Annotated in this window: 8 protein-coding genes; 6 read left to right on the top strand and 2 right to left on the bottom strand. The window is 40.0% G+C overall.

Annotated elements, in window-relative coordinates:
* Positions 1-220 precede the first annotated feature (220 nt).
* Complete coding sequence (locus tag N6B01_RS10360; RefSeq protein WP_182417695.1) at positions 221-736, top strand: SH3 domain-containing protein; 516 nt, start codon at positions 221-223, stop codon at positions 734-736.
* A 105-nt stretch (positions 737-841) separates the two neighbouring features.
* On the opposite strand, the gene accD is transcribed toward N6B01_RS10360, so the two are convergent.
* Positions 842-1747 (bottom strand): acetyl-CoA carboxylase, carboxyltransferase subunit beta, encoded by a 906-nt coding sequence (gene accD / locus N6B01_RS10355; RefSeq protein ID WP_182417694.1) that lies wholly within the window; start codon positions 1745-1747, stop codon positions 842-844.
* A gap of 855 nt (positions 1748-2602) precedes the next feature.
* On the opposite strand from accD, the gene N6B01_RS10350 reads away from it, so the two are divergent.
* Complete coding sequence (locus tag N6B01_RS10350; RefSeq protein ID WP_182417693.1) at positions 2603-3211, top strand: YceI family protein; 609 nt, start codon at positions 2603-2605, stop codon at positions 3209-3211.
* A gap of 79 nt (positions 3212-3290) precedes the next feature.
* On the opposite strand, the gene N6B01_RS10345 is transcribed toward N6B01_RS10350, so the two are convergent.
* On the bottom strand, positions 3291-3914 hold the full coding sequence (locus N6B01_RS10345) for a hypothetical protein (RefSeq protein WP_262078638.1): 624 nt from the start codon (positions 3912-3914) through the stop codon (positions 3291-3293).
* A gap of 521 nt (positions 3915-4435) precedes the next feature.
* On the opposite strand from N6B01_RS10345, the gene ileS reads away from it, so the two are divergent.
* The 4 genes from ileS to N6B01_RS10325 all read left to right on the top strand — a co-directional run bounded on the left by ileS (position 4436) and on the right by N6B01_RS10325 (position 14109).
* The gene (gene ileS / locus N6B01_RS10340; RefSeq protein WP_262078637.1) at positions 4436-7357 is read left to right on the top strand and encodes an isoleucine--tRNA ligase; all 2922 of its coding nucleotides are present in this window, start codon (positions 4436-4438) and stop codon (positions 7355-7357) included.
* A gap of 495 nt (positions 7358-7852) precedes the next feature.
* Entirely contained in the window at positions 7853-8509 is a 657-nt protein-coding gene (locus N6B01_RS10335) for a hypothetical protein (protein WP_262078636.1), read from the top strand.
* A 498-nt stretch (positions 8510-9007) separates the two neighbouring features.
* Positions 9008-11962, top strand: coding sequence for a hypothetical protein (locus tag N6B01_RS10330; protein WP_262078635.1), 2955 nt, complete (start codon positions 9008-9010; stop codon positions 11960-11962).
* A gap of 686 nt (positions 11963-12648) precedes the next feature.
* Positions 12649-14109: a sensor histidine kinase gene (locus tag N6B01_RS10325; protein WP_262078634.1), complete on the top strand. Its 1461-nt coding sequence runs from the start codon at positions 12649-12651 to the stop codon at positions 14107-14109.
* Positions 14110-14148: the final 39 nt, after the last annotated feature.

The following is a 14148-nucleotide window of genomic DNA, read 5'->3' as shown; positions in this document are numbered from 1 at the left end:
TTTTGCATTCTATTGACTGCTCATTAACCAGCTTGGCATATAGCTATGCGGATAATGAGATATGCTGACTGCATATTCTATTCAAATGTTTAGCATTTGCCAGTTTAAATGCAATAAAAATTTAATTGGAATGACAATGAGGTTGGTTGTGCAATTTTCTGCTATTTTGAGAACATCGCTTTTGATATTTGCGACCCTATTGGCTGGGGGCGAATTGGCTATGGCCCAAGATTCTGAAAGCCAAGATAATGGGGTGGTAAACGAAACCGCGCAAGTTGCGCCGACAAATCTTGGCAAAAATAGCCAATTACCAATTCCGCGCTTTGTTAGTTTGAAATTTGACAAAATCAATGTTCGTGTTGGTCCCGACTCAAATAAATATAAAATTGCCTGGGTTTACAAGAAAAAAGGGTTGCCTGTTGAAATTATAGCTGAGTATGATCAATGGCGCCGTATTCGTGATGCAAATGGTGAAACAGGCTGGGTAAATGGTGGGCAGCTTGATGGAAGGCGTACGGCCATGACTGCGCCTTGGGTTAAGGATGACCAATTATTTGTTATGCGAAAAACACCTGATAACGAAGGCGCCTTGGTCGCAGAAGTGCAATCAGGCGTTATAGGCAATGTACGTGCTTGCGATGGCATGTGGTGCGAGATGGAAATCCATGGTTACCGTGGCTATTTAAAGCAAATGGACCTTTGGGGGGTGTATCCTGGTGAAGAAATCAAAAAATAAAGGAATAAAAGTGCTTTTGATAAAAACTAAAATTTTTAAATAAAAGTGCCTTATATATTTTTCTCTATCCCCCTATTAATATTGATAGGGGGATAAATTAAGCAATTATGCTGCAGGTTGGTTGACAGCTTCATCAATAATTGATTCGACTGGCTGCGGTGCAGGCATTTTCATCATCAAGCGCAAAAGACGGGCAATGGTTTCTTTTAAGTCAAGGCGGGAAACCACCATATCAACCATGCCGTGGTCTTTAAGATATTCAGCGCTTTGGAAGCCTTCAGGCAAAGTTTCACGGATTGTTTGCTGAATAACGCGGGCACCAGCAAAGCCAATTGTTGCACCTGGTTCAGCTATATGGATATCGCCAAGCATTGCATAAGAGGCAGAAACGCCGCCAGTTGTTGGGTTAGTTAATACCACAATATAGGGGAGTTTTGCTTCTTTCATACGCTCTATCGCAACGGTGGTGCGTGGCATCTGCATTAAGGATAAAATACCTTCTTGCATACGTGCGCCGCCCGATGCCGTAAATAGAACAAGTGGGCGATGTTCGGCGATGGCTGTTTCAAAAGCTTTTACAATTGCTTCGCCAGCTCCCATACCTAAAGATCCGCCCATAAAGGAAAAATCCTGAACGGTTGCAATGATTGGCAAACCTTCAATAGTGCCGCGTGCATTAACGATAGCATCATCCATGCCCGTGCGGGAACGATAATCCTTAAGGCGGTCAATATAACGCTTTTCATCGCGAAATTTTAACGGGTCGGTCACAACCTTGGGGTTTTCCAAAGTTTCATAAACGCCATCATCCATAAAATGCTTTAAGCGATCCTTGACCGGAATACGCATATGATGACCAGAAGCGGGAATCACATATTGGTTTTCAACCAGATCCTTATGGAATACCATTTCACCGCTGATAGGATCTTTGATCCATAGGTTTTCAGGCATATCACGTCGACCCAACATTGAATTAATTTTGGGCCTAACAAAATTTGTAATCCAGTTCATCTCTTTAGGCTTTCCTTCCAGATCATTTTTGCGCAACTTAATCTAAAATGATCAATAAATTCTTATCAGCTGATTTTTGGCATTTTCTATGCCTTAATGGCAATATTAATATTTCTTATAAATACACAAAATGGCAAAAATGAAAAGCCTTGACGACAATCTTGATCAATAAGCAAAAAATACTAGTTTTTCTCTTCTTAGATTATATGTTGAAAAATTTTGATGTTTTGAAAAGTCTAGATGGGTTGGGTTTTGATATTGGCTGTAATCGACAATGAGTATTCAAAGTATGGCGCGCATTGATTTTACATCAGTAAAAAATAATTCAATGCAAAACAAGTATAAGATAAAAAGCCAAAAAAAAAGCCGGACAAAAGTCCGGCAAGTTATGAAGGTGCCATCTAGGGCAAAACCTTCAGAGGGGAACACTCAAGAAAATGCAATGGGAGGAGACAAATTCTTGAGACCTCTGAATATTGCTCTTTTTTTCATCACAATACAACTAACACTATAGCAAGGCAGCTATGCATTTTTGCATGGCTTATAGATTTTAGGCATTATGCGTAATTACTCAGCAAAAATTGATTAAATAAAACGCGGAATTAGATTTATTTTCGATCGAAAATAATAATTGCTCAATTTTTGTGCAATTAGCTGTAGACGTTTTCCGGGGTAATAATTGGCGCCTAGTTTAATAATGCTATAGGTCATACTTCTATGCAGAATATTGGCAACGCAAATATATGTCTTCACTGTCAAAGAAATGGAAACAAGTCGTTACGATTTATCCACTTCACAAATGGTTCTATTGAGATACTTTAAGGACAAGTTATCATAAACTAAAAGGAATTTTTCATGCGCCTTATCAAGACCCTTGCTACTGTTGCTCTACTTGCTGTAAGCAGCAGCTTTGCACATGCTGCTTCAATTGAGGCTCCACAAGGCAATTATTCTTTGGATCCAAACCACACTAATTTGCTTTGGAGTGTTTCACACTTTGGTCTTTCAAATTATATTGCTCGCTTTGACAAGATTGAGGGTAACCTTGTTCTCGATCCATCAGATGTTTCAAAATCAACTCTTGAAGTTACTGTTGATCCAGCTTCGGTTGATACCAATCACCAGTCAGAACCAAATAAGTTTAATGAAGAATTGGCTGGGGAAAAGTTCTTTGATGTTGCTCAGTATAAAACCATTACTTTCAAATCAACTGCGATTGAAGTAACTGGCGAAAAAACTGGTAAAGTAACTGGTGACTTGACATTCCATGGTGTAACCAAGCCTGTAACTTTGGATGTTACTTTTAATACAGCTCTTACTCCACATCCAATGACTAAAAAGGCAGCTCTTGGTTTTTCAGCTAAAGGCGTTATCAAGCGCTCTGAATTTGGTTTAAGCGCTATGGTGCCAATGGTTAGCGATGATGTAAATTTGGTTATTGAAACCGAATTCCATCAGCAATAATAGTTTAATCCGCCCTATGCTTTGCCATTTTGGCGCATAGGGCGGATTTTTATGAGCATCTTAAAATTCTGTTTTTAACTTATTTTTTATGCAGTCCGGCTGCAATAAGATCTTGTTTGCTGACATTGCCCTGTAAAGTGCAAGAAATACTGACAACATTTGTTTTTTTACTTTGTTCGATAATAAGCACTTTTTCAGCAACTTTTGGTTTTGGCATGGTTCCATGCAATGCAGCTCTATTTGGCTGCCATTTGCCATTCTTTCCCGTTTTTATCATCGGATTATAAATATAAATACCTCTATCTTGAATCAATTGATTATTTTTAGAGAGTAAAGAGATAATCTGTTTTAATGATTGTTTTGTTTCAAATCCCCAATAATAAAATTTGCCTTGTGGTCCAGAAATTCCAAGCTTCTTAAGCGAATCAAAGTCAGAATAATCAATCGTGAATTTATTGATTTTTATACCTTCAGGGGATGTATAATTTAAAGGTATGGATAAACTTCCCTTCGCTTCAATATTGGTTGTATTCAGTTGGCTTGTTATCCCTTTTAGGCTAGGTATATTTTTAATTTCCTTAAAAAAATTGCCGTCGCATTGCATTAATGCTTCAACTGCCGATTGAGGAGTTGTTTGGGCGTTTGCGCTACTCAATACGCTTAAAGATAAGAGTGCAAAAGCACTGGTCAAAATTTTCTTCATGAAGTCCAGCCTTGTTTTAAATAACCATATGGGCGTAAAATAATGTGCTATACCATTAGTTTAATGGATATTTCCTAATCTCAAAATCATAAAATAATGACTTTATATTGCAATATCTTTTTAGTTGATTTTTGTGAAAATTAAATACCGTTACGATATAAAAATCATTTGCATTTCTCTATAGCCTGTAAGGAAATGGCTTTTTTCTATAATTTTAGATAATTTTTGTTTTATTTCGATAAAGTCCGTTGTAAAAGGCATTTATGAAACATTATGGCAAAAATATATTTATAATATGTAGCAGACGAATTGAGGGGCGAATTAGTCGCCCGGCCTTTTATCTGACCAATTAGGTCATGGAAAGGTCCGGGGATTTTATGCCGTTAATGGTGGGTAACCATTAATTAAAGTCAGCGCTATTGCGCTTTGTTGCCAATTCCAATTTGCCTATATTGATCATTTCAATATAATAAGCTTATTTCCAATTATATTGTCAAAAAGACAATCAGAAAGATTTTTCAATGACTGATACTAACCAGACAATTGATTATTCCACCACGTTATTTTTGCCAAAAACAGATTTTCCCATGCGCGCAAGCTTGCCGCAGCGTGAGCCAGAGATTTTGGCGAAATGGCAAGAAATGAATCTTTACAAAGTGTTGCGCGAAGAAGCAAAGGACCGTCCTCTATATGTTTTGCATGATGGCCCTCCTTATGCCAATGGCAATATTCATATCGGCCATGCGCTGAATAAAATTTTGAAAGATGTTATTACCCGTTCTTTTCAAATGCGTGGTTTTAATGCCAATTATGTCCCCGGTTGGGATTGCCATGGCTTGCCAATTGAATGGAAAATTGAAGAAAAATACCGCAATGCTGGTAAAAATAAAGACGATGTTCCAGTCAATGAATTTCGTCAAGAATGCCGCGAGTTTGCAGCTCAGTGGATTGGACTTCAATCAGAAGAATTTAAGCGCCTTGGTGTTATCGGTGATTTTGAACAGCCTTATACGACTATGGCTTTCCACGCCGAAGCGCGTATTGCCGGCGAATTGATGAAATTTGCTATGAGTGGCCAGCTTTATCGCGGCTCAAAGCCAGTTATGTGGTCAGTGGTTGAACGCACAACTTTGGCTGAAGCTGAAGTTGAATACCATAGCCATGTTTCTGATGCTATCTGGGTTAAATTTCCAGTTAAAGATACACAGGCAGAAGATATTAAAGACGCATTTGTTGTTATTTGGACAACGACACCTTGGACAATTCCAGGTAACCGCGCTGTTTCTTTTTCGTCAAAAATTGCCTATGGACTTTATGAGATTGTAGCGGCTGAAAATGATTTTGGGCCGCAAGTTGGTGAAAAAGTCATTTTTGCTAATAATCTTGCACAAGCCTGCGCAGAAAAAGCAAAGCTTAGCTTTAAAAAGTTGCGCGATGTCAATAGTGATGAACTTGACGCAACTCTCCTATTCCACCCATTGCAAGGTTTTGGCGGCGGCTATGAATTTACTGTCCCCCTTCTTGATGGCGATCACGTTACCGATGATGCAGGTACTGGCTTTGTGCATACGGCGCCAAGCCATGGTCGTGAAGATTTTGACATCTGGCTTTCATCAACCCGTAAATTGCAAAGTCTTGGCATTGATCCAAGTATTCCTTTCCCTGTTGATGATGGTGGTTTTTATACCAGTGACGCACCGGGCTTTGGCGCTGATCGTGAAGGTGGCGCGGCCCGTGTTATCGATGATAATGGTAAAATGGGGGACGCCAATAAATCTGTGATGGATGAGTTGATTGCCCGCAATCATCTTTTCGCTCGTGGCCGGATCACTCATGATTATCCCCATAGTTGGCGGTCCAAAAAGCCGGTTATTTATCGCAATACACCGCAATGGTTTGTCTATATGGACAAAGATCTTGGCGATGGCACAACATTGCGTAGCCGTGCCTTAAAAGCGGTTGAGGAAACACGTTTTGTGCCGCAAGCTGGGCAAAATCGCTTGCATGCGATGATGAAAGATCGCCCTGATTGGGTGTTATCGCGCCAACGTACATGGGGCGTACCAATTGCTATTTTCGCCAATGAAGACGGCGAGATATTACTCGATGAAGCGGTGAATTCACGCATTTTAGAAGCCTTTGAAGTAGAAGGTGCAGACGCTTGGTTTAAAGAAGGTGCGCGTGAGCGTTTCCTTGGTAGCCGTGCAGGTGAACCTTGGCAGATGGTAAGTGACATTTTAGATGTGTGGTTTGATTCTGGTTCCACTCATACATTCACCTTGGAAGACCGTCCTGACCTTAAATGGCCTGCGGATCTTTATCTTGAAGGTTCAGATCAGCATCGCGGTTGGTTCCACTCATCAATGTTAGAAAGTTGTGCAACACGCGGCCGCGCGCCTTATAATGCCGTTCTAACCCATGGTTTTACCTTGGATGAAAAGGGCCGAAAAATGTCAAAAGCGGTTGGCAATGTTATTGCACCGCAGGAAATCATCAAACAATCTGGCGCTGATATTTTGCGTCTTTGGGTGATGAATACCGATTATTGGGAAGATCAACGCCTTGGGAAGAATACTTTCCAAACCAGTGTTGATTCTTATCGTAAATTGCGCAATGTTATGCGGTGGATGCTTGGTACTCTTGCCCATGATAGCGGCGAAGATGTTGCTTATGCGGATTTGCCAGAACTTGAAAAACTTATGCTTCATCGCCTTTATGAATTAGACGAATTGGTACGCACAGAATATAATGCTTTTGATTTTAAACGCATCAGTCGTGCTTTGCTTGATTTTTGTATTGTTGATCTATCGGCATTTTATTTTGATATCCGCAAAGATTCGCTTTATTGCGATGCTCCATCCTCCATTCGCCGTAAGGCCGCCTTGCAAACCGTGCGCCATATTTTTGAACGTATTGTTACTTGGCTTGCTCCTATGTTGCCATTCACTTGTGAAGAAGCTTGGCTTGCCCATTATCCAAATGCAAAAACTGTGCATATTGAGCAATTTAGACAAACACCGGCAGAGTGGCGCAATGATGAAGTTTCTGAGCGTTGGCGTAAAGTGCGCCATGTGCGTAAAGCGATTACTGGCGCCTTAGAACTTGAACGTGCTGATAAGCGCATTGGTTCTTCGCTTGAAGCTGCACCAATTGTTTATATCAATGATGTTGAATTGTTGAAAGCAGTTGAAGGCCTTGATATGGCCGAAATTGCTATCACTAGTGATATTATGATCACCAATGCGCCAGCACCTGGTGACGCATTTAGTATGGATGAAGTTGCCAATGTTGCCGTGTTGCCACAAAAAGCAACGGGCGTTAAATGCGCGCGTTCATGGCGCTATACGCAGGATGTTGGTAGTGATCCAGAATATCCAGATGTCTCAGGGCGCGATGCATTGGCATTGCGGGAGTTAAAAGAATTAGGTCTTTTGACTAACTAAATTAAGTACGTTGAAAGTTTAACCGCTTTCAACGTATTTTTGCCTTGCTGCTGCCTGAATTATGCATTAAGCGAAATTTAATCATATGCTCTTGATTTATGATTATGTGTCATGATGCAAGGATATATAGTAGGATTCAAGTGGACTAAGGATGCAAGCATATTAAAATCTTGCATTTTTTGTCTAAATTTGCGACACCTGCTTGTGATTTATTGACTGTAGGCATTATTTGTCAGCAATTTAAAATACCATTGATTACAGATTTCTGAAAAATTTAATGGTAGTTTAATCGGTAAATAATTGCTAGCATGGCTAAAATTACCGTAATTTTGATAGGTTACGTTATCGGCATAATGTGGTATTATATTATCGCCATATAATAATTGAAGAAATAGATCGTTTGAAGCGAACTATTTGGTTGAAAAATGAATAGTCGTCTTTATTGGTTGTAAAACTGGCCCAAGATGATTGATCCTAAAAAGGATGATGACTAAGGTGAGCAAACTAAAAACAGGTATTATCATTACTGGAACTCTAGTATTGAGCATTAGTGTGTCTGGCTGTGTCAGCGGCCCAACCTATGGTACGGATAAATCATCCGGCCAACAAATGGTCGATGATTTTTCAAACCTTTTCTCATTTAGGACAAATAAAAATTCCGGCATTGAAGTAAAGCCACGACCTGAACTTGTGCGCCCTAATGAGGCAACAAAAACCAATTTGCCAACCCCTCAGCAAAGTGTTGCAAGTGCAGGTTCGCCAGATTGGCCAGAATCACCTGAACAAAGACGCAATCGGTTGCGTGCTGAGGCGACAGCTAATCAAAATAATCCTGATTATGTATCGCCAATCACCAGTTCTCCAGGTAATGCCGAGCGTTATTTATCATCTGGTATTGATGCTGCTGCTGATCGTGCTGATAGAATGCCTACTCAGGCTGTTGCGAAAAAGCAACGCGAAGAATATTTGCGTCGTAAAAAAGAAGCTAGCGGCGGCACCGCAACAGAGCGTAAATATTTAAGTGAGCCGCCTATTGCTTATCGCCAACCTGCTGCCACCGCACCAGTTAATGAGCAAGGTCCTGACGAAGCGCAAAAAGAGCGTGAACGTAAGGCTAAATCAGGTAAGAAAAGCAGCATTTGGCCATTTTAAACTAGAGTATATAATGATTGAATTCAAAGCCAGCTTGTTAGTTCAAGTTGGCTTTTTGTTATATACCAAATTAATTAAAATAAAATATGCTTGTGATCGTAGCAAATGCGTTTGATATTTTTAAATATTAAATAAAATGGGTAGAAGCTTGTTTAAAATCAGTTAAGCCTTAGAGTTTGACGTTAAAAGTTTTAAATACAGTCAACAATTGCCGGTGTTATTAAAAACTAAAAAATATTAGCTGCCGCTGTAGAATGCGACTCACCTTAATTTACACTAGTTTATAATATTTAATTTCGCATAATTAAGCTGTTTAACTAATTTAGTATATTGCGCCAATGCTATGCATGGCTAATAGGCGGTTATTTTTAAGCTAAAATGTGGTTTTATTAACCCTTAATCGGATTCTTATACAAAACGGCTTCACACTCTTCCATAAATGCATTAGAAGCTTATATATATGAAAACAAGTACTAAATGTAAGAGATTTATCGCTTTATGGCAGACTTTGTAGGACTTTTAAAAAAAACCATAGACGCACAAAGTAATATGACGCCGCAGTTGCGGCAGCGTATATATGAACGTGCAAAGGCCGCAGTTGAGCGTAAACTTTCCGAAAGTCCGCTTGCGCAAGAGGTTGTCGATGAGCAGCGTGCAATATTGCAGCGTGCAATTGATGAAGTTGAGGCTTATTATCTTGCACAAGAAGGGCTTGATGAGCTTTTGGATTTTTCTTTTGATGAAGACAAATATCAAGAGGAAACCTTAGCCGAAAGCCAACGGCTTGGCACGCTTAAAACTCAACAATATAGTTCTGAAGTTGTCGTTGATCATTCAGCTAATGAAACAGACACAAACGATCAGGAGTTAACGACTGAGCCAAGCATATTGCCTGCACATGATAGCGTTAATGCAAACATTGATATGGTGTCTCAAAGTTCTGAGGTCTTTAAGTCCGAGGAGCATAGTCTTGATGGCGTTAACGAACCTGCTCATGTGGAGCCACTATCTGATACATTCATATTGCCGATTGCCGATCAACATCGCTTAAGCAATGAAAATAGCGTAGAAGCTACTGAAACTTTCAAAGATGAAACAGTAGCAACCGAGCAAGCACGATTAGAGCTAATTGAGCGTGAACGTGAAGAAGAACGTCGTATTGCTGCAGAGCAAGCTTTAAAGCTAGCTGAGGATCGCGCACGCTTTGAAGAGAATGAGCGTCAACGTGAAGAAGAGCGCAGAATTGCTGCAGAGCAAGCCTTAAAGCAAGCTGAGGATCGCGCACGTTTTGAAGAGAATGAGCGTAAACGCGAAGAAGAACGCCGAATTGCTGAAGAACAAGTTTTAAGGCAGGCGGAAGAACGTGCAAAATTTGAAGAAAATGAGCGTAAACGCGAAGAAGAGCGCCGAATTGCTGAAGAGCAAGTTTTAAGGCAGGCGGAAGAACGCGCAAAATTTGAAGAAAATGAGCGTAAGCGCGAAGAAGAACGCCGAATTGCTGAAGAGCAGGCTTTAAAACAAGCAGAAGAACGTGCAAAATTTGAAGAAAATGAGCGTAAGCGCGAAGAAGAACGCCGAATTGCTGAAGAGCAAGCTTTAAAACAAGCAGAAGAACGCGCAAAATATGAGGCTGAGCAACTTCGTCTTGCACAAGAAGAGGTAGAAATTGCACAAAAAGCGCGACTTGAAGCGGAAGAAAAAGCCAAGATTGAGGAAGAAGAAAAGATAGCAGCTGAGGCAAGCGCTAGCGAAGATGAAGGCGCACGTTTGGCAGCATTGGATCATGCGGCAGCCCAAGAAGCTGCAATAATCGAAGCTAAGTCAAAAGCGCGCGATGAGGAATTGGCAAGGCAAGCGAGTGAACAACATCTTGATGCAAAAGAAAAGGCCGTACTTGAAGTCGATGCTCGTTTGAGTATTGAAGGTGCTAAAACCATCTCGCCACGCAAAACTGAAAACAGTAATTTTGATCCATCTGCTTATCGAGCTTTCGATGGTAATCTTGATATTGCTGCGGAGCGTGATATTGCTGGTGCCCGCAAAGATGTGGCACGCGGTCAAACTGATGATATCATGCCGATGCCACCTTTGGTGCGCGGTTCAGCTACAAAAGTTGATGCTAGCAGCCAAGCTAAAGAGGTAAAGGTGGCATCATCATTAAATGATGATCTACTAACCTCAAATGATCGTTCACTGGAAAAGGGCGATGCATCAATACGCAAGATGGATGATAATTTTGACCTTGTTTCTGATATCTTCAGTCAATCTTCAAGACGTGAGCAAAATCGCACACGCAGCCATATTGTCATCATTATATTTGTTTTTGCCATTATAATTGCAGCTTTGGCAGCTGGTGTTTATTTTTATTTAGAAGGGCAAAAAAATAGTGCAGTCGTAGAGCCAAAGCCTGCGGTAAGCGAAAATGTCGATGGTAATGCACAGGCAGGAATAACAACACCTGATACCATAGCGCCTGTGGAAGGGGAGAGTGACTCAAATGGAGAAGTCCCACTTGTCCATCCACCAAAGCCCGCCGATCAGGCGACACAAAGCGATCCTACTGCTTCTGAGCCGGACAAAATTACAACAAGATTATTGCCTGACGGACGCGAAGTTACCGCCGGACTTTCACAATCAGGCGCTGACACAGGCAGTGAAGGTACATCATTAAGCCAAGCAACATCAATTGCTCAACGTAGTTCAGTGGCAAAGTTTTATGAACGTTCAACTTCAATTTTGCCTGCCACTGCCAGTCCCGGTATGGTTGATTGGAAGCTTATTCGTAATAAGGGTAAGGACAACGGTCCTGATGAGCTTGCAATACGTGGCGATATTATCATTCCTGAAAAGGACTTGTCAGCAAGAATTACAATTCGCCGCAATGATGATCCTTCAATTAGAGCAGATTTTTTGATCGATATGATTTTCATTGTTCCTGAAAATTTTGATGGTGGATCTGTTGCAGATATTGGAAGAGTTTTATTTAAAGCTGCAGAAAATTCAACAGGGCAGGAATTATCTGGCATGTTGCCAGTCAAGGTTGATCAAAATTTCTTTATTATTGCAGTATCTTCAAATGCAAGCGGGAGTAACCGCAATCTTAATCTTGACGTGATGCGTCAGTTTCGCTGGATTGCCATGCCTGTTATTTATGAAAATGGTCGTGTAGGTGAGTTTGTCATTGATAAAGGTGATTTTGGTGACAATATCTTTAAACAGGTTATTGATGATTGGATTGCCAAAGGTCAGTGGGCACAAAATGGAAACATAGCAAATGGTTCAGCTCCAGTTTCCGTTCCATCTGTACGCCAACCAGCACAAATTGAGCAGCCCGCGGTTAATCAAGTTCCTGTTCCAACACCTATGCCAAATAATGTGCCGGTACCAAGTACCCCAGCAAATGTTCCTACGCCGAGCTCTGTTCCAGTTCCATCTGCACCACCTGAACAGTAAAATGCCAGAACAATAATTTGATAGTATATTAATTGAATTACTCAAACTACAAAATAGGCGCTTTATGCTTTAATGCATAAAGCGCCTATTTGTTTGTTTTTATATAATTGGTGCTTTTCTAGGAGCTGTTTGCCCTTGAAAATATAACGAAATCATTAGTCTCAGCAATTTTATGGTACGATACGAAGCAGAGTTATCAATTAAAATGCAATAAGTGAAACGCTAGCTGCATAATTTTATTTAAGAACAAAGCCCAATAGACTGCAAAAATATACAAGAATGGAAACGAAGAGTTGGTATATACTCGGTTGAGTTCGGGACGCGTTGATTACAGCTACATTTGTGTATTTTGCAGGAAATAAGTTTCCCGATAAATGTGTCGATGAGTCTTTAAAAATTGACATTCTCTGCTTCTCTTCTTCTCGTTATTACGAAAGATTCTTATATTATTTGCTAAAATTAATAGGCGTCTTAGTGACTGCGAGAAGATCTTGATATTTTCAAAATACAAAATTCGATAAAAATCATTCAACTTTACAATATAGATTGTATGAAAAAAATAAAAGATACCCCTTTTAATATTTTATATTCGCTACATATAAGTGAGGAAAGAATTACTTATAATAAAATACTAATATTATAAAATATAATACCATTATTATTATAATTACATTTGGGGAAATTGTATGTCCAATAGTTCATTATCAAATTTACCCCCAATCAATCCAGATATAAAGGTTGCACCAAGTACTACGGCCACGAATAGGTTAAGGCAAAAAGCCATTGCGTTGACATTATTTCTTGTCATTGCGGCAGCTGCAGCCGTTTTTCCATTGTCTAAAGCGATTGATCGCCATCTTTTAGCCGTATCATCGACCACAGAGCTTAGACATTTATGCGATCATCTTTTACTTAATCTTATTGCGCAAACAGAAGCCGAGCGTGCTTATTACCTAACAAGAAATCCTGAATATGATAAAAAATTCACGCATAGTACTGAGGAGATTGACGTTAATCTTGGCCAACTTAATAGCATTACCCGAGGCAATGCAGTGTGGCAGGCATGGTACCAAGACGTTGCTATAAATGTTCTGTTAAGGCGGGAATATTTAAAACAATTGATGTCTATCACTCGCCTGCTACCTAATAAAGTTGATGCTGCCTTGAAGCCGCGTGTAGAAGAAAGATTAACAACAGGTCCTATTACTAAGCTGATTGTCAATTTCATTGAGCAAGAAGAACATTTACTAATTTCCAATTATGATCGACTTAGACTTTTACGCTCAATTCTTAACTATATCGCTTTAACCGCAATTATAACCACCTTTGTTTTAGCTTATTTTGTAAATCAGCAGTTAAATCGTGACGTGAAGCAATTAAAAAATTATCAAAATCGTTTGGGATTAAAAAATGCTCTATTGGAGCAGCGTGTAAAGGAGCGCACCAATGAGTTGGAAACTGCAACACAATATGCTGAAAAAGAGCGCCAGCGTGTTGAATTTTTATTGCAAGATGCAAGTCACCGCATTGGCAATTCTTTAGCAACGGTTTCGTCCTTATTATCCATTCAGATCAATCAATCTAATAAAGATGAGGTGAAATCAGCCCTTATAGTCGCGCGCGATCATATACAGACTATTGCTACAGCTCATAGGCGGTTGCGCCTGTCGGAAGACATGGATACAGCTGATACTAAAGATTTTTTTGAAACAGTTATAAATGATATTGAGCTGTCTTTACCGCAACCGAAGCGGGCAAGGATTACGATAAAGACCAATATTGAAAGTCTTCGTATTAGCGCCCGTGATGCGACAACTTTGGCAATTATTGCAGGTGAGCTGGTAACCAATGCAGTCAAGCATGCGTTTATACCTCAAGAACCAGGAATTATTGCTGTTACATTAAAAGGACATGACGACGGCACATTGAAGCTCATTGTTGAGGATAATGGCAAAGGCTTCCCAGATGACATGGCTAAAAATAAAAGTCTTAGTGGTAAAGGCTTAGGTCACCTTATCATTTCCAAATTGAGCATGCAATTTGATGCAAAACCAATATTTGAAAATAAACCAGATGGCGGAGCAAGGATTATTCTTGAACTTGAAAATTTGAAACTAGTATCCCGTGGAAATTTTCGCTTGAGATAGGCTATTTAAATTTTTTAGCATGTGCGGCTTTAAAATTTT

The sequence above is a fragment of the Bartonella sp. HY406 genome (assembly GCF_025449315.1).
Classification (GTDB): domain Bacteria; phylum Pseudomonadota; class Alphaproteobacteria; order Rhizobiales; family Rhizobiaceae; genus HY038.
This window is presented reverse-complemented; position numbering and strand designations above follow the sequence as displayed.

Bases quoted from the DNA above. Each gene is read 5' to 3' on its own strand.
- N6B01_RS10360 (WP_182417695.1), top strand. From the start codon at position 221: ATGGCCCAAGATTCTGAAAGCCAAGATAATGGGGTGGTAAACGAAACC.
- accD (WP_182417694.1), bottom strand. From the start codon at position 1,747: ATGAACTGGATTACAAATTTTGTTAGGCCCAAAATTAATTCAATGTTG.
- N6B01_RS10350 (WP_182417693.1), top strand. From the start codon at position 2,603: ATGCGCCTTATCAAGACCCTTGCTACTGTTGCTCTACTTGCTGTAAGC.
- N6B01_RS10345 (WP_262078638.1), bottom strand. From the start codon at position 3,914: ATGAAGAAAATTTTGACCAGTGCTTTTGCACTCTTATCTTTAAGCGTA.
- ileS (WP_262078637.1), top strand. From the start codon at position 4,436: ATGACTGATACTAACCAGACAATTGATTATTCCACCACGTTATTTTTG.
- N6B01_RS10330 (WP_262078635.1), top strand. From the start codon at position 9,008: ATGGCAGACTTTGTAGGACTTTTAAAAAAAACCATAGACGCACAAAGT.
- N6B01_RS10325 (WP_262078634.1), top strand. From the start codon at position 12,649: ATGTCCAATAGTTCATTATCAAATTTACCCCCAATCAATCCAGATATA.